Raw genomic sequence first — 19,014 nt, 5'->3', positions numbered from 1 at the left:
GTATCGACTTTCGATACGAAACGCACGACTTTCGATACGTCCGGCCGCGCTGCCGCCCGACCTCACGACCCAGGAGCTCCGCATGCCCCGACCCGTCCTCCTCGCGCTCCGCACCCTCCTGCTGGTGCTGCTGCTCGGCTGCCTGCTCGTGCAGCTCGCTGTCGGCCCGGTCGCCCGCGAGGCGCTCGACGGCGGGCCGGTCGACGCGGTGCTCGTCGCGGTCGTGGTCGCCGGGCTGCTCTGCGTCGAGGCCGTGCTGATCGCGGTCTGGCGGCTGCTCAGCCTGGTCCGCGACGACACGCTCTTCGCCGGCGACCACCGCTCCGACCTCTGGGTCGACCTCGCGATCGGCGCCTTCATCGCCGGCGCGGTCCTCGCCGTCGTCGGCGCCGTCGCCTCGCTCGCCGCGGTGCCCGCGCCCGTCACCGCCCTCGCGTTCGGCCTCGTCGCCGTGGCGAGCGCCACCACCGCGCTGATCGTCGTCGTGATGCGGCGCCTCCTGCACCTCGCGGTGGCGCAGCGCAGCGAGCTCGCCGAGGTCGTCTGATGGCGATCGTCCTGCACCTCGACGTCGAGCTCGCCAAGCGCAAGATGTCGGTGACCGACCTGGCCGCCGCGGTCGGCATCACCACCGCGAACATCTCGATCCTCAAGAACGGCCGCGCCAAGGCCGTCCGCTTCTCCACCCTCGACGCGATCTGCGCGGTCCTCGACTGCCAGCCCGGCGACATCCTGAGCCGGGTGCCGGATGAGGAGGGGAGCGATGCCGAACTCGTCGGAAGCGGTGCCGACGGCTGATCGAAGACTCCCCGCGGGCGAGCGGGTCGTGGCGGCGGGAGTCGTGCAGCTGGTGGTCGTCGTCGCCCTCGGCGTCCTCGGGCCGATCGCGCCGACCTACGGGCTGCTCGGCGCCGACCGGGGGGAGGCGCTGTGGTGGGGCACGATCGTCCTCGGCGACGTCGTGCCGACGGTCCTCGGGATCGAGCTGGTCCTGCTCGCGAGCGGCTGCCTCACCGTTCTCGTCGGCGTCTGCCTGCCGTGGACGCAGCGGACTCCATCGACGACCGGGAGCGTCGTCTCGGGCGTGGCCGGTCTGGCCCTGGCGATCTGCGTCGTGTGCTCCGTCTTCTTCTCGCTCGTCTTCGCTTTCAGCGCCTACCAGGTGCTCCCCGGCGCGAGCGACTCGGGCTGCCGCCTCGTCGTGCGGGAGTCCGCGTTCCTCCTCCTGGGCGACGGCGCGATCGGCGTGCTCCGTCCGGGGTCGGCGGTCGTCGAGTGGCAGGAGGACTACTCCGCGGACGACGGCCACACGCCGTTCAGCGCGGACGACTACGAGCTGCGCTGGAGCGGGGACGTGACGCAGCTGCGGCTCGGGATGAAGCGGATCCAGCCCGTGCGGCTCGAGGGCGACGCCCTGCTCGACTGCTCCCGCTGAGAGCGCTCCCTCCGCACCCCTCGAAGGGGGACATCGGGCGCGCTCGATCGTCTCCGCACCGAAACAGTCGCGCAACATCCGGCTCCGAGACTGGGGAGGCTCCAAGCCCCCTCCCACTCGATCCGAAGGTTGTCGCTTGTCCACCACCCCCTCGTTCCGGAGGGTCGTCCGACTCTCCGCCGCCACCGCCCTGTGCACCGGTCTCGCACTCGGCACCGCCCTCGCCGCCCCCGCGGCGCTCGGCGCGACCACTCCCCCCGTCGACGCGGCCGCCCCCGCGGTCGTCGACCTGAGCATCACCGACGCCCTGGCGCTCCTGCAGTCCGGCGCGACGACGTCCGTCGCCCTGACCCAGCGCTACCTCGACCGCATCGCCGCCTACGACGACCCCTACGGCGACCAGCCCGGACTCGCCGCGGTCATCCTGGCCAACCCGGACGCGCTCGCCACCGCGGCCGAGCTCGACGCCGAGCGCGCGGCCGGCACGATCCGCGGCCCGCTGCACGGCATCCCGATCCTGGTGAAGGACAACTACGCCACGTTCGACATGCCCACCACCGCGGGCAGCGCCTCCCTGCACACGTACCAGACGAAGCTCGACTCGACGGCCGTGCAGCGCCTGCGCGACGCCGGCGCGATCATCCTCGCGAAGACCAACATGGCGGAGTTCGCCTGGCACGGCACCTACACGCTCAGCTCCGAGCGCGGCCGCACCAACAACCCCTACAACCAGGCCAACAGCGCCAGCGGCTCGAGCGGAGGCACCGGCGCGGCCGTCGCCGCCGGCTACGCGCCCGCAGGCCTCGGCACCGACACCTGCGGCTCGATCGTCGGACCGAGCGCGCACCAGAGCCTCGTCGGCTACCGGCCGACCATGGGCCTGACCAGCGTCACGGGCATCGTCCCGCTGTCGCCGCGCCAGGACGTCTCGGGCCCGATGACGACGACCGTCACCGACGCGGCCCTGCTGATGGAGGTGCTGGCGGGCTACGACCCGACCGATCCGCTGACCGCCATCGCGGACCAGCAGGACAGCTCGACCTACGTCGAGGGACTCAGCGACACCGCGCTCGAGGGCAAGCGCATCGGCTACGTGCGCTGGGACTACGAGGAGGACCCCGCCCGCCCGGGCCTCGCCGAGACCACCGGGCTCGTCGACCAGGCGGTCCGCGACCTGGCCGCCCAGGGCGCCGAGATCGTGCCGGTGCCGACCTTCACCCGCGAGTTCGTGTCGGAGACGCTCGTGAGCGGCGGCTACCTCGACATGCGCCCGAGCATCGATGAGTTCTTCGCGGACACCGACGCGACCTGGCCCGAGGGCCTCGCCGGGCTGACGGAGCCGGCCGACGCGCTGACCTTCTCGGACGTGATGGCGGACGGGAAGACCTCGCTGCTGCCCGACGACGTCGCGTTCTTCAACAGCAACGCGGACATCCCGAACCCCGCGTACGACGCGGCGATCGCGGCGCAGGACGCGGGCAAGCTGGCGATGGACCAGTTCTTCATCGACAACGACCTCGACGCCCTGGCCATGCCGACCAGCGCGACGGCGGCGACCCCCGACTGGGCGGGCACGACGTTCTGCGACGTCGGCGCGAACACCGGCGTCCCGACGGTCTCGCTGCCGGCCGGCTTCACCTCGACCGGGACCGCCGCCGGCCTCGAGCTGGCCGCCCCGCGCAGCCAGGACGCCGCACTGCTCGCCATGTCTTACGACTACGAGCAGGCGACGCTGAACCGCGTCGCCCCGGCGTCGACCCCGGAGCTGGCCGCCGCGCCGACCCCGGAACCGACCGCCTCGCCCACCGCGCCGCCGGTCGAGCCGACCGCCGAGCCGACCGTGGCGCCGACGACGGAGCCGACCGTGGCGCCCACCGTCGCGCCGACCGCGACGGCCGGTCCCGTCGCTCCGGCGCCGACCGCGACGCCGAAGCCCACGGCGAAGCCCGGTGCGTCGCTCGCACACACCGGCGCCGAGGGCACGACCGGGCTGGCCGCGCTGGCCTTCGCCCTGATCGCCGGCGGCGCAGGCGCACTCGCGCTGACCGCGACGCGCAGGCGCACCGCCCAGAAGTAACCACCGCACGGCAGGCGGGGTCGGCGGGTTCCGCCGGCCCCGCTTCCGCGTGCCCGGCCGCACAACATCAGCTGGGAGCACGTCTCATCGCCGATGAGCGATGAGGCCCACTCTCAGCTGATGTTGCGCCGAACTTCTGCGGCTCAGCGGCTCGGGCGCCCGCCCCATGCTGATCGAGTAGCCCGCGCAGCGGGCGTATCGAGCGGAGGGGGCGCCTCCGGCGCCATCGCAGGGCGGGGAAGAGGCCGAGGTCCTCGGGGTGCGCGGGTCTCCATACGCCCCTGCGGGGCTACTCGACCAGCATGTCTGCGGGCGTCTCTTCCAAGTAGATCCACCCTCGCCGAAAGTCGAGTCAGCAGACCCCGCACCCTCAGGCCGCCACCGCGACCGGCTGGATCCGCGCCCGCGGTGCCCAGCCGACGGCGATCGCCGCGACCGCGAACGAGAGCTGCCCCACCCATGGCAGCACCGCGGACACGATCGACGCGTCGCCCCCGCTGGTCGCGAAGGAGTCGGCGATCGACATCCCGATGCCGAAGCCGGTGAAGAAGCGGAAGAAGATCGCCGCGCCGACCAGCGACAGCATCACGATCACGAGCCGTCGCGGCGTGAGGGCGTCGCCCGCGCGGTGCACGGCGAGCGCCGCCACGAACAGCGCGGGCACCGTCCAGAAGGCCGCCCAGATCGCGGTCGCGACGAGCGTGCCCGTGATCGAGAACCCGTCGCGCTCGGCCAGCAGCCGGTAGATCGTGGCGAGGTCGGTGCCCGGCACCTTGGTGAGCGGATTCCAGACCAGCAGGTCGACCCCGCCGACCACGACCACGGCGACGACGAGCGCCGCCCCGCCCAGCGCGACCGGCACCCGCCGCGCCCGCGACGCGGTCCGGTGCTCCCACGCGATCGGCCGCGTCCCGCCGATCACCGCGACACCGGTCGCCAGCCCCGCGCTCGACACCAGGAAGCCCAGGAGCGGCAGCCACCACGGCGCCCCCGGCACCAGCACGCCGGCCGCCACCATCGCCGGCCCCGCGATCGCCGCGAGCAGCGACACCCGCGCCGTCCGGGTCTCGGCGGCGCGCGCGGCCCCCGCCATGTGCGCGGCGCCGACCAGCCCGACGACGAGCGCCAGCCCGATCAGGACCCGCCCGGTCGCCTGCATCACCGTGAGCACCCCCGCGGAGACCCCCTCCGGCACGACCCCGCCACCTGTCAGGTACCCGCCGATCAGGATCACCGCGGCCGCCGTCAGCAGGCCGAGCCCGCGCCGCGCCAGCCGTCGCGGCCGGAGGAACCGCGGCTCCCCCGAGTGCACCGGCAGCCCGCGGTCGAGGGTCGCACTGAGCACGAGCGCGCCGAGCACGACGTCGCGGCGCCGCAGCCCCGCCTCGTCCGCGCCCGCGACGTCGGCCCGCCACTCCTCGAGGTAGCGCTGACGGGCGAGCGGCGGGAGCAGAAGGGCCAGGAGTCGCAGCAGCAGGTCGATCACGCGCGGGCCTCCGCCCCGGAGAGCCGCACCGGCCGTGCCGCGGCGGCCTCGAACCGCGCGACGGCGGTCGCCGCCGCCTGCGCCCCCTCGCTCGTCAGCTCGTACAGCCGGCGCCGCGGACCGCTGCGCTCCGTGTCCGCCTCCCACGCCGACGACACCCAGCCCGCGCCCTCGAGCCGCTCCAGGATCGGGTACACACTGCCCGCCGGACGCCCCGTGCCCTTGATGACGAGCATCCCCCAGGTCGGCCCGGAGGCGTCGAGGAGCGCGCGGAGCACGTCCGCGGTCGCGGCGGTCATGCGGCTGAGCGGAATCATGCGCCGAGGCTACCTATGTAGAGATAGGACCGTCAATCGCGCGCCTGCCGCCTGCCCAGAAGTCGAACCGTGTCGAGAACCCCTTGTCGCTTTCTCAGGTGCTTGCCAGGTTCTGTCATACTCCGCAGATGACACAGCAGAATCCCGCCGCTTTCGGCGCGCCCGTTTCCGGGCCCGCCTCCCCCAAGACCGGCAACGGTCTCGGCCTCGCCTCTCTCATCATCGGAATCCTCGCCCTCGTCGGCGCCGTGATCCCCTTCGTCAACTACGTCTCCGGCTTCCTCGCCTTCGTGGGCCTGGTCCTCGGCGTCATTGCGCTCTTCCTCAAGGGGCGCAAGCGCGGAACGGCCATCGCCGGAACCGTCCTGAACGTGATCGCCCTGATCCTCTCGATCATCCTGGCGATCGTGTACACCGCCGGCTTCGCGACCGGCGTCTCGAACGCGATCGAGACCGCCCAGGCCGAGAGCTCGGCCGAGGCAGCGGTGGAGCGCACCCTCGTCTACGAGGTGTCCGGCGCCTCGACCGACGCGTCCGTCGTCTACTCGACCTTCGACGGCAGCACCGCCGGCACCGAGCAGGCGACCGGCCAGGCGCTCCCCTTCACCAAGGAGCTGACGGTCCAGACCGGCGGCGACTTCACCTTCCAGAGCTTCACTCTCACGGGGACGAACGGCGCGGACGACGCCGGTGACATCACCTGCAGGATCACGCTCGACGGCGAGGTCCTCGCCGAGCAGACCAGCACCGGCGCCTTCGCGTCGGCGCTCTGCACCGCCACTCCGTAACGACGAGCGGAAGGAGGGCGGGGATGCTTCGGCGTCCTCGCCCTCTTCGCGTCTCCTCCACGATCCGCGTCCAACTCGAGGAAATCATGAAGAAGTCGATCACCTGGCTCACCGCTCTCAGCGGCGTAGCCCTCCTCCTCGCCGGTTGTACTCCTGAAGTCTCGGTGACTACCTCTTCTTCCGAGCCGAGCGCCCCCGCGGCCTCAGCGACCGCCAGTCCTTCTCCAGCTGTCGTGCAACTCGACGACGTGACAGCCGCCGACCGTTATCTCGATCTCGTCTGCCCGAACAACATCGCCATCCGCGAGCTGGCGGACGCATTCGCCGCAGGCGAAGACGAGATGCTGAATGGTGGCGATCCTGATGCGACCGCTGTGCGAGCCGTGGCGGCACGGCGGCTCGAACTCAACCGCCAGACACTCACTCTTCTCGACGATCCGAGCGTCTTCTGGCCCGATGCCGTAGGTGATCAGCTAGAACATGTCCGCAGCAGCTACCTCTCTGAACTTCCGACGCTCGACGCGATGGCGAATGCGGCGACCTTCCGCGATGCCTTCTACACGACTTTCTCAGAGGCCTCGCCCGAGCAGAAAGCGGCCGGACAGCAGATCCGGTACACCCTGGGGATCGACCCGGACACGGTCGCCAGTTGCGTCGGCCATGAGACGGGGATCGAACGACTGGCGGCGGAATACGCCGACCGCAAAGCCGTACTCGGCTGAAGTCACGACGTTCTCCAGGTCCCGCTGGACGAGGCGGGGTAGGCATTATGCGCTCAGTCGTGCGTGAACGGGTCGACTCCACAAAGAAGAAGTTCTAGCCGCGACGGCGCAACGGCACGATGACTGAGAGCAGAAGTGCTCTCTCGCAGCCAGGACGCGCGGCGCTGTCTGCCAGCATGAAGACCTGCACTCGACGAGGGGGACATCTGTGGGGATCGTGAAGTGGCTTCTGAGTCTGCTGGAGACAGGGCAGACGCCCGAGAAGCCGGTGGGAACGAGCGGCGCAGGGGTTCCCGCCTTCGCCGTCATCGACGTCGAGACGACGGGCCTGTCCCCACGACAGGACCGCATCCTCGAATTGGCGATCGTCCGCACCGATGCGGCGGGAGTCGTGGTCGACGAGTGGGTCTCCCGCTTCGATCCTGAAGGACCGGTCGGCGCCACCCACATCCACGGCATCCGGGCGTCGGACGTCGCCGGCGCACCGCTTTTCCGCGACCTCGCCCCGACCATCGCCGCCGCACTCGGCGGAGTCACGATCGTCGCTCACAATGCGAAGTTCGACACGGCTTTCCTCCACGAGGAGTTCCAGGCGGCGGGATGGGTGGTCCCCAGGCTGTCGACCTTCTGCACCATGGACGGAAGTCACCACTACCTCCCGGACCTTCAGCGCCGACGTCTCGCCGACTGCTGCTGGGGTGCCGGCGTCGAGCTGGTCGACGCCCACTCCGCACTCGGTGACGCACGCGCCACGGCAGCACTGCTCCGCAGCTACCTCACCGCCGATCGTCGACGCCCGCATCCGACTCTGGCCGCATTTCCGCGCACACCGCTCTGGCCGAGCGCGCCCTCTCGAGCCGCCGTCTCGCGGCGCCGCGACGCCGGAGCACGGCGGAGCGCTCCCGTCCGCATCACGCCGAAGCGCCCTGAGCAGCAGCCCCTCGTGCAGCAGCTGACGAACGTCGGCCTTCTCGAGCTCATCGACGAGGGCGCGCCGGTCGGGACGATCGCCTACCTCGAGTTGCTGCTCGACTGCCTCACCGACGGCGACCTCTCGGTGTCGGAGGCGTCCGCCCTCGATGAGCTGACCCGGACGTTCGGCCTCTCCGCGGCGGACGTCGCATCCGCCCACACGGCGTTCCTGCAGGCGCTCGCGCACCGGGCCCTCGACGACGGCCGGGTGTCGCAGTCGGAACGTCAGCAGCTCCTGGCCCTCGCTGAACTGCTCTCCGTCCCCGCGAACTCGGTCAAGACCCTCATCGAGCGCGCGGACACCGCGCGGATCACCCGGCTGAGTGCCGGGCTCGGGCCGCTCCCCCGGATCTGGGCGCACGGAGCTCCCCTCCATGTCGGCGACCGCGTCGCCTTCACCGGTTGCGACGAGCGTCAGCGCGAGAAGCTGGAACGACGCGCCGAGCAGCTCGGGGTCCGGGTGCTGGGCAACGTCTCCCGCCTGACGGCAGTCCTCGTGGCGGACGGATCCTTCTCGGGCGGCAAGCACGAGCGCGCCCTCGAGCACGGAACCCGAATCGTCCATCCGGACACCTTCGAGATCCTCCTCAAGCACCTCCAGCCGGCACGCTCGTCCGCCGAGCCGGAGACGCGGGCAACGCCTGCCGCGCCGCGCTCCCGGCCTTCCGACGTGATCGTCGCCGTGCCGTCCCCGGCGCGATCGACGGCGTCCCCCTCCGAGATCCGCAGCTGGGCGCTGGCGAACGGTCACGAGGTCGGCGTGCGCGGGCGGCTCCCGAAAGACGTGGTCGCGGCGTTCGAGGCAGCGCGCCCGAGGGCATAGGCGCGATCCGATTCCCCATCGACGCGACGGCGGGATTCGAACCCGCGTCAGCGGTGTTGCAGACCGCTCCCTGGCCTCTCGGGCACGCCGCGATGGCGGCGGGAGCCGGTGTTCACGCACCGGATCCCGCGTGCATCCAGGGTGCTGCCCGGACGCTCGCGAGCGAAGCCCACTACCCCCGATGACGGGGTGTTTCGCCGTGTGACCCGGTGAGCTGGACGCTCGCACGTGGACGAGGGCCTAGCCTCCGAACGTGAGCGAACGGGCCGAAGCGGCGACCAGGACCGGGACATCGAGACACCCCCGGCGCCGCGCCCTCGTGATCTGCGGCGTGGTCGCCGTGCTGATCGCGATTCCCGCCGGGCTCGTGGCGCTCGCGCTCAGCGACTGGGGCGACCCGACGGCGGGCACGGTGCCTCCGGAGGGCGACGGCCGGGTGCTGGTCGCCCGGCTGCTGCCCGTGCTCGACGACGACGCGGCGATCGCCGAGCTCGTTCCGGCCGACACGGCGGAGCAGCGGGCGACGATCACGCGGTACTGCTCCGAGCTGGTCGGGACGGATCCGGACGTGACGATCTACGACGCGATCGTGCGGACGCCCTTCAGCGTCTCCCTGCACACGGTGCCGCAGCCGGGAGTCGTCCCGCACCAGTGCGCGCTCGGGTTCAGCTGGGTGAAGGACGAGGGCTGGCACGTCGGCGCAGAGGCCAGCCGCCTGGACTGACCCCGCGCCGACGCGGACGGCTACTTGCGGAACATCCGGGCGGTCGTCTCGAAGAGGCCCTTCACCGGGCGCTGCTGCTCGCCCTGCTGGGCGCCGAGGATGATGATGACGGCGGTCAGCACGGGGATCGCCCACTGGGTGACCTTCTGGACGCGGAGCGCGGTGGTCAGCTCGTCGGAGTTGCTCGCCGACGCCTCGGTGACGCCCTTCGCGCCCTCGTCGGCGTGCTTGGCCTGGGTCGCGCCGGCGATCGCGGCGGTGACGGAGGCGGCGCCCGCGAGACCGGTGACGATCGTCTTCACGACCGTGTTGGTGCGGCTCTCCTGCTGGTTCGCCAGGCGGGTCTTGTTGGCGAGGATCAGGCCGATGCCGCCGACGCCGTGGGCCGCGATCGCGGCGAGCTGCACGGGGGTCCAGCGGGCCCAGCCGTTCGCGGCGAGGCGCAGGCGCTCGGACGGGTCGGAGGAGGTGGACGCGGCGCCGTTCAGGCCGACGGCGCCCATCAGGGACCCGCCGAACCAGGCGGCGGCGCCGAGGTCGTGGAGGCTGCGGACGAGCGTGTTGTGTGAGGGCATGGAGGCCTCTTCCTGTGCGTGGGTGATCTCGGACGGCTGACTCCCGACGCTACGCGCGTGCCCGCGGATGGCACGGGGCTTGACCTCTCGCCCGCGGGGCGCTCGAGTGGAGCGGTACCGACCCGAGGAGCGAGCACGATGAGCGACGACACCACCGACGACGAGAAGCGCGGGATCCGCGACGACTTCCACGACGCCGTGAACATGACGGCCAAGGAGATCGAGTCCTGGCTCGAGAAGGACGAGTCGAAGGAGGTCGGCCAGAAGCCGGCCAGCGGCGGCGAGTCCGTCGGCCACCACAGCGGGCGCCGGATCATCGACATCCTCGGCACCAAGCAGGCCGACCTCAGCGAGGACGACTACGCGCACATGAAGAAGGTCACCGGCTACGTCGCCCGGCACTCGAAGCAGCGCCCCTCCGGCGACGTCACGGAGACGAAGTGGCGCTACTCGCTGATGAACTGGGGCAACGACCCGCTGAAGGGGTGACCGGGCGGGGCCCTCGCTGCCGAGGCGTCCCTGAACCGTCGAGACGTCCCTGTACAGCGGGACGCTTCGACGGGTGCTGGACGCCTCGGCGGCCGACGCGCCTGCGGTGGGGGGATCTCGATACGCGCGCTTCGCGCGCTACTCGATCAGCATGAACGGGCGGCAGCCGGGGAACGCGCGGCCCTCTGCATGCTGGTCGAGTAGCCGGCACAGCCGGCGTATCGAGACCCGCCCCGTCAGCACCGCCGCCACTGGCGCCCGCCGACCATGCTGGTCGAGTAGGCGCGGAACGCGGCGTATCGAGACCCGCCCCGTCAGCACCGCCGGCCGCAGGCGTCCGACCCGCAGCCCGCCGTCAGTCGACCGCGCAGCTCGCGTCGATCGGGCCGATCACGCCGTCGGTCACCGGGACGATGCCGCAGTTCGGGAAGCCCGCGCGCGGCCGGTGCGCGGGGTCGATGGCGCGCAGGAGGCTGCCGAGCACCGTCCCGTGGGTGACGACCAGCACGTCTCCGTGCTCGGCCGCCGGCAGGATCAGCGCGAGCGCCGCCTCCACCCGCTCCCGCACCGAGGCGGCCGTGTCCGCGCGCCCGGACGGGTCGTGCCGGTGGATCGCGTCGATGACGCTGTCCAGGCCCGCGTCGGTCATCCGCGGCCAGTCCGCCGAGGCCGGCACGTACGAGTAGCCGTGGTCCGCGAAGACCGGCTCCCAGAGCGACGCGTTCGGCTGCCCCTCGAAGCCGCCGAAGTGCCACTCCCGCAGCGTCGTCGTCGGCACCGGCTCGATCGACGGATGCCTCACGAGCGCCGCCGCGGCCGTGGTCCGCGTGCGCGTCAGGTCGCTCAGGAACGCCGCGACCAGCGGCACCCCGCGCATCCGCTCGCCGAGCGCCGCGATCTGCCGCTCGCCCCGCGCGGTCAGCGGCGAGTCGCACCAGCCCTGCAGCTGGCCGTTGACGTTGAACAGCGTCTGGGCGTGCCGGACGAAGTGGACGGTGCCGCGGGTCATGGTGCTCTCTCCGTAGTGACTGACAGGACTGTCGGGACCGACAGGACGGGAACGCGCCCTACTCCGGCGCCGCCCGCGCGATGTGCAGCGCCAGGAACGCCACCTCCTCGTTCGGCAGCTCCGCACCGTACTCCGCCCGCACGAACGCGCGCACCCGCTCCGCCGACGCGACGGCCCGCGGATACCGCGTGCTGAGGCTGGTGAAGAGGAAGTCGTCGGAGCTGACCAGCAGCCCGCCCGAGAAGAACCGCTCGGCGAAGTACTGCAGGTGCGCCACGAAGCGGGCCGAGCGCAGGTCCTCGCGGTCCAGCGCCGCCCCGCTGGTGTGCTGGATGATCGCGGTCACCGAGCGGATCAGCTGCACGATCCGCAGCGAGTCGATGCCGACCTTGCCCAGCTCCGCGTTGGCGAGGTGGAAGGCCACGTTCGCCGCCTCGTCGTCCGGCACGTCCACTCCGAGCCGCGCGCGCATCGCCGCGACCGCCCGCTCCCCCACCGCGTACTGCACGGGGTAGACCGAGCGCATCTCCCAGGCCAGCCGGTTCGCGACCGCGAGGCCGCGCCGCTGCCGCTCCACCGCGAAGTGCAGGTGGTCGGTCAGCGCGAGGTACACGTGCGGGTCGAGCTTCAGCCCCTGCTCCTCCGCATCGGCGACGACGGCCCGGGTCAGCTCGACGAACTCCGGCGGGATCTGCGCGAGCAGCTCGACGAGGTTCCGCTGGTCGGCGTCGTCGAGCGCGACGAACACCTGGTCCACCGCGGACGCCTCGATCACCTCGCCCGCCTTCGCGCCGAAGCCGATCCCCTTGCCGAGCAGCACCCGCTCGGCGCCGCGCTCGTCGACGACGAGCACGACGCTCGAATTGAGCACCTTCTTGATGGTCTGCATGCGTGTCTCCGTCGACGGCGTCTGCGCGGCCCGGCAACCGGGTGGAGCGAGGAGGGTCATCCCAGGTCGGCGCCGTTGGACGCGATGACCCGCTGGTACCAGAAGAAGGAGTCCTTCCGGTACCGGTTCGTGCTGCCGTGGCCGAGGTCGTCCATGTCGACGTAGACGAACCCGTAGCGCTTCGAGATCTGCGAGCTGGAGGCGCTGATCAGGTCGATCGGCGCCCAGCTCACGTAGCCGAGGAGCTCCACACCCTCGTCCACCGCCTGGATCATCTGCTCGAAGTGCGCACGGAAGTAGTCGATCCGGTAGGGGTCGTGGATGCGGGGATCCTCCCCCTCATTGTCCGCCGGGACGAGCTCGTCCCGCATCCCGAGCCCGTTCTCCACGATGAACAGCGGCTTGCCGTAGCGGTCGTAGAGGTCGATCAGCGAGATGCGCAGGCCGACCGGGTCGATCTGCCAGCCCCACTCGCTCGACTCCAGGAACGGGTTCTTCACGCCGAGCACCGTGTTGCCGGGGGTGCGCTCGGCATCCGGGCGCACCGACTCCGTCATCGACATGTAGTAGCTGAACGAGATGAAGTCGACGGGGTGCTCGCGCAGCAGCTCCGCGTCCCCCTCCGCGAACGGGATCTCGACGCCGCGCGCCGCGAGGGCGCGCAGGGCGAGGCGCGGGTAGGCGCCGCCGGCCTGGACGTCGGTGCAGAGGTAGAGCATCCGCTCCTTGGCCTGGGTGGCCGCGACGTCGTCGGGGTGGCAGGTGTTCGGGTAGGTCGTCAGCATCGTGAGCATGCAGCCCATCCGCGCCTCGGGCCAGAGCTCGTGCAGGATCCGGGTGACCGACGCCGACGCGACGAACTGGTGGTGCAGCGCCGTGTAGCAGGCCTGCTCGACGCTCCCCTCGACGGTCTCCTCGATGATGCCGCCCGAGGTGAACGGGTGGCGGATGATCCCGTCGATCTCGTTGAACGACAGCCACATGTCGACCAGGTGGCCGAAGCGCTCGAAGCAGGTGCGGGCGAAGCGCTCGAACAGCTCGATGGTGCGGCGCTCGACCCAGGCGTTGTGCTTGAGCGCCAGGGCGAGCGGCGGGTCGTAGTGCGAGAGGGTGACGAGCGGCTCGATGCCCAGGCGGCGCATCTCGGTGAAGAGCGCGAGGTAGTAGGCGACGCCCTCCTCGAGCGGCTCCGCCTCCTCCCCCGTCGGGTAGAGCCGGGTCCAGGCGATCGAGACGCGGAGGGTGGTGAAGCCCATCTCCGCGAAGAGCGCCAGGTCGCCCGGGTAGCGGTGGTAGAAGTCGATCCCGCGGCGCTTGGGGTAGTACTCGGTGTCGTCGTCCGCCATCGCCGCGGTGATGCTCGCCACCGTGTTCTGATGGTGGATCGCGTACTCCTTGGGGTCGGCCTTGGGCTTGTAGGAGGCGACGTCACTGACGGCCGGCCCGCGCCCGCCCTCGCGCCACGCGCCCTCGACCTGGTTGGCGGCGAGTGCGCCGCCCCAACGGAATCCCTCAGGCAGCGCCATCGGCGAGCTCCTTCTCTTTCTGGGTGACGGTGATGATCGCATCGCCCGCCGACACGCGGTCGGCGGCCTCGATGAGCACGGTGTACTCGGCCGAGTTGGTGATCAGCACCGGGGTGGTGGTGTCGTAGCCGGCGGCGGTGATGGCCGCGAGGTCGGCGGTGAGCAGCAGCTGCCCGGCCTCGACGCGCTCGTCGACGGCGACGTGCACGTCGAAGGGCACGCCGTCGAGCTGGACGGTGTCGAGGCCGACGTGGATGAGGGCCTCGACCCCGTCGTCGCGGCGCAGGCCGATGGCGTGCTTGGAGCTGAGGACGGCGATGACCGTGCCGGCGAACGGCGAGCGGACGACGCCGTCGGTGGGGCGGATGGCGATGCCCTCGCCGAGGACGCCGGCGGAGAAGACGGGGTCGTTCACCTCGCTGAGCGGGATGACGTCGCCGCTGAGCGGGGCGGTCAGGGCGGTCGCGTCGGCGGCGTCCTTCGCGACCACGTCGCCGAGCGCCTGGACGCTGGCGGAGGCGTCGTCGCGCCAGATGATGAAGGAGACGACGAACGAGACGGCGACCGAGATCAGCAGGCCGATGACCGCGTTGAGCAGGTTCCAGGGGTTCAGCCCGTCGATGAACATCGAGATGCTCGCGACACCCGGGCTGACCAGCGCGAACGCGGCGACCTGGGTGGCGCCGATGTAGGCGCCGCCGACGACGCTGCCCGAGATGACCGAGATCAGCGCGCGCTTGTTCTGCAGGGTGACGCCGTAGAGGGCGGGCTCGGTGATGCCGAAGAGGGCCGAGAGTCCGCCGGAGAAGGCGGTCGCGCGCAGCGCCGCGCTCTTGGTGCGCAGGGCGATCGCGAGGCTGGAGCCGGCTTCCGCGGCGTTGTGCGCGAGGGAGGAGGCGAGGTAGAAGGTGTCCTTGCCCGCGCTGGCCATCGTCGCGATGGTCGGCGGGATGAAGGCCTTGTGCATGCCGACCGAGATGATCAGCGGCAGGACGCCGGCGAGGAGGGCGACGGCCACCCAGCCGAGCGCGCCGTAGAGGCCGATCAGGGCGCCGGTGAGCATCGAGCCGAGCCAGTAGCCGAGCGGGCCGAGCAGGAAGATCGTGGCCGGCGCGACGATGACGAGGCACATCAGCGGCACGTAGAAGGTGCGGATCGGTCCCCAGGAGTGCTTCGTGAAGAAGCGCTCGACGACGGAGAGCAGGAGGACCGCGAGGATCGCCGGGAACACCTGCGCGTTGTAGGCGATCACCGGGACCGGGATGCCGAAGAGGGCGACGCCGCCCTCCTGGTTGAGCAGCGCGGTGAAGGCCGGGAAGACCAGGACTCCGACGAGTCCGAGGGCCAGCGGCCGGTTCACGTCGAGCTTCTTGGCGCTCGTGTAGGCGACGAGGAGCGGCAGGAAGCCGAACACCGCGTCCGGGATCGCGGACAGCAGCTTGAAGTTGTCGGACGCCGGATCGAGCCAGCCCACCGCGGAGGCGAGGACGAGGAACGACTTGAAGATGCCGGCGCCGGCGATGGCCGGGATGATCGGCGTGAAGACGCTGACGACGAAGTCCATGATCGTCGCGCCCAGCCGCTTGAGCGACCGGGGCTGCTTGGTCTTCGGGGTGGTCGCCTCGGTGCCGCCGCGCAGCTTCTCGACCGCCGCGTACATCTCGGCGACGCCGTTGCCGACGATGACCTGCGTCTGCGGCCCCATGACGACGCCGATCACGCCGGGCACCGCCTTGAGGGCGTCGACATCGGCCTTCTGGTCGTCCGCGAGCGCGAAGCGCAGGCGGGTCGAGCAGTGCTGCAGCTTCGAGACGTTGCCGGCGCCGCCGACGTGCTCGAGGATCGCCTTCGCGCTGTCCTGGGTACTCATCGGTACTCCTTCGGGTGTGTGGGGGACGCGCGCTTCCCTGCGCTGTGCTGCGTGCTGCTCTTGCTTCCCGTCGCTGTCCCCGCGCCGTCATCGGCGCGTCAGGAGGCGTCCGGGCACAAAAAAAGGACCCGACGACGCTTCGTACGCGTTTCGTCGGATCCTGCCTGCACGACCAGTCACATGTCCGAGAGCGAACGTAACACGGGGGTGGCGGGGGCGTCAAAGCGCGAGCGGAGGCGCTGCATGCCGGGCGGCTTGGCCTCGAAACGAAGGCTGAGCGCTCGGAAGGCAGCCCAAGTGGGCGGATAGCGCCCTTCAACCTTCGTTGTGAGGGTGCCCCATGATGGAGTCGTGGAAGTCCTCGAGGTTGTTGCCGCTGTCATCGAGAGCGACGGCCGCATCCTGGCCTGCCGCCGCCGGCCCGAGAAGGACGCCGGCGGCAAGTGGGAGTTTCCAGGCGGCAAGGTCGAGGCCGGCGAAACGCACGAGCAGGCGCTCGCTCGAGAAATTCGCGAAGAGCTCGGCGTCGAGATCGAGGTGGGCGAGCTTCTGACCGTCGATGAGACCGCGGGTTCAACCCGCACGATCCGGCTGTCGTGCTTCTGGGCAACGCTCTCCTCGGAACGTCCCACGTCCAGCACCGACCATGACTCCATGCTGTGGGCTACTCGCTCTGACCTCACTCCGCTGGAATGGGCACCCGCCGATCTGCCCGCCGTCGCCCTCCTGACGGCTTAGGGATCGACGAGGTCGAAACCGTCGTCCGTGCGGATCGCGGTGATGATCCCGAGCCGTCCGATCAGTTCGAGGAGATCTGACTCGGGGCGACCCGGCAGCAGGATGACGGGCACCGCCGCCCAGCCGAGGCCATTGGCGACGTGGGCGTAATCGAGAACCTGGCCGATAGCAGTGCGCACATAGGCGCGAGCAGTCGACTTCTTGGCCTCGACGATCCAGCCGCTGGACTTCACGTACAGATCAGGCTCAATCCGGGTGGAGCCGACGGGAAGGGTGAGCCGACTCGGCGGCGTCCCGTTTTCCGCCAGCCACTCGCCGAAGGCCGCCTGCAGCTCGAATTCCACGCGGGAAACCACCCGCTCCTCGATCGGGCTGAGGTCCGCACCCGCGATGACGACATCAGACGATTCCGGAGCCGACCACTCGGAGAGCTCCACTGACGCCACCGGGCGTCCGCCGTACGCGGGAAGTGACGAGACGTCGGCGCTGATCGGCACGAGGGTGAAGATGATGCCCTGTCGCAGCGTTCCCTCGGTGTCGGGGATGGTCTCGAAACGATAGGTCGGAGTTCCCGTGGTGAACGCTCCAATGTAGGTCACGCTCGTCCCCTGCACCGTGAAGAGCCGGATGATGCGGTTCTGAACGGCAGCATCACGAAGAGCCAGATTGCCGCGGACAAAGGTCTGATTGCCGATCTGACCCTCGCCGGTGTAGGAGTAGGAGCCGTCCTCGCGCAGGCCCTCGAAACGGTCGTACCCGTAGCGAGCCCCCTTCGCCGGATCAGTGAAGATGAAGATTTCGCCGAGAGACTTCGGAGTCGCAATTCCGCCCTGCTGCTGGCCGCCGTACGCTCCGTGGACGGCCCGCCTCAGGACTTGGTCACCCTCAACGAGAGTGAAGCGCGTGCCATTCGCCCCGCGACGTGCGATGCGCGTGCGAACGAAATTGGCCTGCTCCTCGCTCAAGCTCCAGCGCGTCGTCGACGGGTCGAGCGTTCCGAATTGTTCGCGCAGGACGGAGCGAATTCGCTTCTGCGAGACTCCCAACTCGAGGGAAAGGGTTGCGGGAGTGAGATCGGGCATGGCCCGAGAGTAGGAATATCAAAGCTCTTTATTGGCGAGGTACGCTCGTGTCTCTTTAGTGAAGAGTTGTCGCCATTCTGACTTGACCTGAATCACGGTGCGGCAGTGCGTAGCAAGGAGGAAGGCGGCGGTTCGAGGTCACTGAAGACGAGGCTCTTGACCAGCTCGACCGTTCAGTGCACCGCGACGAAGACCAGGCCCGACGCGAGCAGGAACGCGAGGACGGCGGCCACTGTGCCGATCGCGGGGATCCACCAGATCCGACGCGACGTGTTCGGTCGGACGAGTGCGACGACCGTCACGAGGAAGGTCAGGGCGACGACTCCGGGGACGAGCACGGTCGTCGTGCTCAGGAGCTCGTAGTCGCATTCGCCCGGGGCTCCGCCGCAGCGGTCCATCGCCAGCTGCTCGACCAAGACGAAGAAGGACAGGACACCGCCGAGGATCAGGAGGAGGACGAGCAGCAGGATCGCGGTGACGCGGTCCTCGCCGGCCGAGAGGCGGCGCTTGGGGCGCCGGCGCGGAGGCCGGTCGAACGGGTCCGGGTCGTCCCAGTCCGCGTTCGAGTCGAAGGCCATAGTGCCGCTCAGGCTAGCCGGGCAGGGATCGCAGGCACCGCGGGTGGCGCAGCCCCGACCCGGGTCAGCACCCAGCCAGCACCGCCTCCGCCGCCTCCCGGTCCTCCGCCCCGATCGCCAGCCCGTACTCCCCCAGCACCCCCACGAACTGCTCCACGTACCCGCAGCGCAGCTCCGCGGCCGGCGGCAGCCACTCCCCCGGGCCGACGTCGCTCTTGGACTGGTTCGTGTCGTCCGAGGCTGCGACGAGGTTCGCCGGGTCGTTCGCGAACAGCAGGCGCTGCTCGTCCGTCCACGCCCACGCGCCGTGGTGCCAGGCCCAGCCGAGGGCGACGACGTGGTCGATCTGCACGAGGCGGGACGTGTCGCTCCCGGAGACGAAGGACACCGCGGTGCCGTCGTACGGGTCGACCAGGGTGCCGGAGAGGACCTTGCAGTCGCGGGTGCCGGGCTTGAAGACCGGGTCGAGCAGGTCCCTGCCCAGGACGTCGTTGCGGGTGTCGCAGCCGTTGCGGTCGACGTCCTTCCAGGACTCGCCGAACAGGTCGCGGTCGTAGGGGACGTCGGCGCGGCCGTCGTCCACGGGCAGCGCGGCAAGGGTCGCCAGCGCGAGTGCGGCGGGGTCGGCGGAGTCCGCCGGCGGTGACGAGGGCACGGACGCGGACGCGGTCGGCGCAGCTGTCGCGGTAGCGGCGGACGGAGTGACCGTCGCGGAAGGGGTCGAAGCAGGAGCGATCGAGGCAGGTCCAGCAGGGACGCCGGACGCAGACCCCTCACCGGGAGTCCCGACCGTCTCCCCCGCTCCCACCACCGCGAACGCGACCGCAGCCACACCGACGGCCGCGACGATCCACGCCCACCACGGCGCCCGCCGCACCCGCCGGTACCGAGCCGGAGCCCCCGGCCGCCCAGCA

Annotated in this window: 20 protein-coding genes and 1 tRNA gene; 10 read left to right on the top strand and 11 right to left on the bottom strand. The window is 70.8% G+C overall.

Features of this window, described 5'->3' with window-relative positions; all coding sequences use genetic code 11:
* Nucleotides 1-82: 82 nt before the first annotated feature.
* The 4 genes from EDF35_RS15255 (at nucleotide 83) to EDF35_RS15240 (ending at nucleotide 3,512) form a co-directional block, all read left to right on the top strand.
* Nucleotides 83-547 (top strand): DUF2975 domain-containing protein, encoded by a 465-nt coding sequence (locus EDF35_RS15255; RefSeq protein ID WP_133962948.1) that lies wholly within the window; start codon nucleotides 83-85, stop codon nucleotides 545-547.
* Entirely contained in the window at nucleotides 547-798 is a 252-nt protein-coding gene (locus EDF35_RS15250; protein WP_132437908.1) for a helix-turn-helix transcriptional regulator, read from the top strand. The genes EDF35_RS15255 and EDF35_RS15250 overlap by 1 nt, the downstream gene beginning before the upstream one ends.
* Nucleotides 764-1,435, top strand: a complete 672-nt coding sequence (locus EDF35_RS15245; protein WP_133962947.1) for a hypothetical protein — start codon at nucleotides 764-766, stop codon at nucleotides 1,433-1,435. The genes EDF35_RS15250 and EDF35_RS15245 overlap by 35 nt, the downstream gene beginning before the upstream one ends.
* A 136-nt stretch (nucleotides 1,436-1,571) precedes the next feature.
* Nucleotides 1,572-3,512 (top strand): amidase family protein, encoded by a 1,941-nt coding sequence (locus EDF35_RS15240; RefSeq protein WP_133962946.1) that lies wholly within the window; start codon nucleotides 1,572-1,574, stop codon nucleotides 3,510-3,512.
* 370 nt (nucleotides 3,513-3,882) lie between these two features.
* Here EDF35_RS15240 and EDF35_RS15235 read toward each other — a convergent pair whose 3' ends face one another.
* A complete protein-coding gene (locus EDF35_RS15235) occupies nucleotides 3,883-4,998 on the bottom strand; it encodes a hypothetical protein (RefSeq protein ID WP_133962945.1) in 1,116 nt (371 codons plus the stop codon).
* The gene (locus EDF35_RS15230) at nucleotides 4,995-5,315 is read right to left on the bottom strand and encodes a helix-turn-helix transcriptional regulator (protein ID WP_133962944.1); all 321 of its coding nucleotides are present in this window, start codon (nucleotides 5,313-5,315) and stop codon (nucleotides 4,995-4,997) included. Before EDF35_RS15230 ends, EDF35_RS15235 begins: the two co-directional genes overlap by 4 nt.
* 128 nt (nucleotides 5,316-5,443) lie before the next feature.
* Between EDF35_RS15230 and EDF35_RS15225 the strand changes: the two genes are divergently transcribed.
* The 3 genes from EDF35_RS15225 to EDF35_RS15215 all read left to right on the top strand — a co-directional run bounded on the left by EDF35_RS15225 (nucleotide 5,444) and on the right by EDF35_RS15215 (nucleotide 8,620).
* Nucleotides 5,444-6,103 (top strand): MmpS family transport accessory protein, encoded by a 660-nt coding sequence (locus tag EDF35_RS15225; RefSeq protein WP_133962943.1) that lies wholly within the window; start codon nucleotides 5,444-5,446, stop codon nucleotides 6,101-6,103.
* An 86-nt stretch (nucleotides 6,104-6,189) separates the two neighbouring features.
* Complete coding sequence (locus EDF35_RS15220) at nucleotides 6,190-6,825, top strand: hypothetical protein (RefSeq protein WP_133962942.1); 636 nt, start codon at nucleotides 6,190-6,192, stop codon at nucleotides 6,823-6,825.
* A gap of 208 nt (nucleotides 6,826-7,033) precedes the next feature.
* Nucleotides 7,034-8,620, top strand: coding sequence for a histone-like nucleoid-structuring protein Lsr2 (locus EDF35_RS15215; protein ID WP_133962941.1), 1,587 nt, complete (start codon nucleotides 7,034-7,036; stop codon nucleotides 8,618-8,620).
* Between the two features lie 21 nt (nucleotides 8,621-8,641).
* Here EDF35_RS15215 and EDF35_RS15210 read toward each other — a convergent pair.
* Nucleotides 8,642-8,712, bottom strand: a tRNA-Cys gene (locus EDF35_RS15210).
* 161 nt (nucleotides 8,713-8,873) lie between these two features.
* Between EDF35_RS15210 and EDF35_RS15205 the strand changes: the two genes are divergently transcribed.
* The gene (locus EDF35_RS15205; protein ID WP_133962940.1) at nucleotides 8,874-9,344 is read left to right on the top strand and encodes a hypothetical protein; all 471 of its coding nucleotides are present in this window, start codon (nucleotides 8,874-8,876) and stop codon (nucleotides 9,342-9,344) included.
* A 20-nt stretch (nucleotides 9,345-9,364) separates the two neighbouring features.
* Here EDF35_RS15205 and EDF35_RS15200 read toward each other — a convergent pair whose 3' ends face one another.
* The gene (locus tag EDF35_RS15200; protein WP_133962939.1) at nucleotides 9,365-9,919 is read right to left on the bottom strand and encodes a hypothetical protein; all 555 of its coding nucleotides are present in this window, start codon (nucleotides 9,917-9,919) and stop codon (nucleotides 9,365-9,367) included.
* A gap of 138 nt (nucleotides 9,920-10,057) precedes the next feature.
* On the opposite strand from EDF35_RS15200, the gene EDF35_RS15195 reads away from it, so the two are divergent.
* Nucleotides 10,058-10,408: a DUF3140 domain-containing protein gene (locus EDF35_RS15195; RefSeq protein WP_123705437.1), complete on the top strand. Its 351-nt coding sequence runs from the start codon at nucleotides 10,058-10,060 to the stop codon at nucleotides 10,406-10,408.
* Nucleotides 10,409-10,763: 355 nt separating this feature from the next.
* Here the strand turns inward: EDF35_RS15195 and EDF35_RS15190 are convergent, their stop codons facing one another.
* The 4 genes from EDF35_RS15190 to EDF35_RS15175 are packed head-to-tail and all read right to left on the bottom strand — an operon-like array spanning nucleotide 10,764 to nucleotide 15,702.
* Entirely contained in the window at nucleotides 10,764-11,417 is a 654-nt protein-coding gene (locus tag EDF35_RS15190) for a histidine phosphatase family protein (protein WP_133962938.1), read from the bottom strand.
* A 58-nt stretch (nucleotides 11,418-11,475) separates the two neighbouring features.
* Complete coding sequence (locus tag EDF35_RS15185) at nucleotides 11,476-12,306, bottom strand: PRD domain-containing protein (RefSeq protein ID WP_123705439.1); 831 nt, start codon at nucleotides 12,304-12,306, stop codon at nucleotides 11,476-11,478.
* A gap of 56 nt (nucleotides 12,307-12,362) precedes the next feature.
* Entirely contained in the window at nucleotides 12,363-13,832 is a 1,470-nt protein-coding gene (locus tag EDF35_RS15180; RefSeq protein ID WP_133962937.1) for a family 1 glycosylhydrolase, read from the bottom strand.
* Complete coding sequence (locus EDF35_RS15175; RefSeq protein ID WP_133962936.1) at nucleotides 13,819-15,702, bottom strand: beta-glucoside-specific PTS transporter subunit IIABC; 1,884 nt, start codon at nucleotides 15,700-15,702, stop codon at nucleotides 13,819-13,821. Before EDF35_RS15175 ends, EDF35_RS15180 begins: the two co-directional genes overlap by 14 nt.
* Before the next feature lie 351 nt (nucleotides 15,703-16,053).
* Here EDF35_RS15175 and EDF35_RS15170 point away from each other — a divergent pair, with 351 nt between their 5' ends.
* Nucleotides 16,054-16,440, top strand: coding sequence for a (deoxy)nucleoside triphosphate pyrophosphohydrolase (locus EDF35_RS15170; RefSeq protein ID WP_133962935.1), 387 nt, complete (start codon nucleotides 16,054-16,056; stop codon nucleotides 16,438-16,440).
* Here EDF35_RS15170 and EDF35_RS15165 read toward each other — a convergent pair.
* The 3 genes from EDF35_RS15165 to EDF35_RS15155 all read right to left on the bottom strand — a co-directional run bounded on the left by EDF35_RS15165 (nucleotide 16,437) and on the right by EDF35_RS15155 (nucleotide 18,755).
* Nucleotides 16,437-17,522, bottom strand: coding sequence for a hypothetical protein (locus EDF35_RS15165; RefSeq protein WP_133962934.1), 1,086 nt, complete (start codon nucleotides 17,520-17,522; stop codon nucleotides 16,437-16,439). The two genes, EDF35_RS15170 and EDF35_RS15165, sit on opposite strands and share 4 nt — an antisense overlap.
* Nucleotides 17,523-17,695: 173 nt before the next feature.
* Nucleotides 17,696-18,100, bottom strand: coding sequence for a hypothetical protein (locus EDF35_RS15160; RefSeq protein ID WP_133962933.1), 405 nt, complete (start codon nucleotides 18,098-18,100; stop codon nucleotides 17,696-17,698).
* Between the two features lie 64 nt (nucleotides 18,101-18,164).
* Complete coding sequence (locus EDF35_RS15155) at nucleotides 18,165-18,755, bottom strand: HNH endonuclease family protein (RefSeq protein WP_133962932.1); 591 nt, start codon at nucleotides 18,753-18,755, stop codon at nucleotides 18,165-18,167.
* Nucleotides 18,756-19,014: the final 259 nt, after the last annotated feature.

The organism is Rathayibacter sp. PhB151, from assembly GCF_004366415.1.
Taxonomy (GTDB): Bacteria; Actinomycetota; Actinomycetes; order Actinomycetales; family Microbacteriaceae; genus Rathayibacter; species Rathayibacter festucae.
Note: the sequence above shows the minus strand (reverse complement) of the source record. Positions and strands in the feature narration are given on the sequence as shown.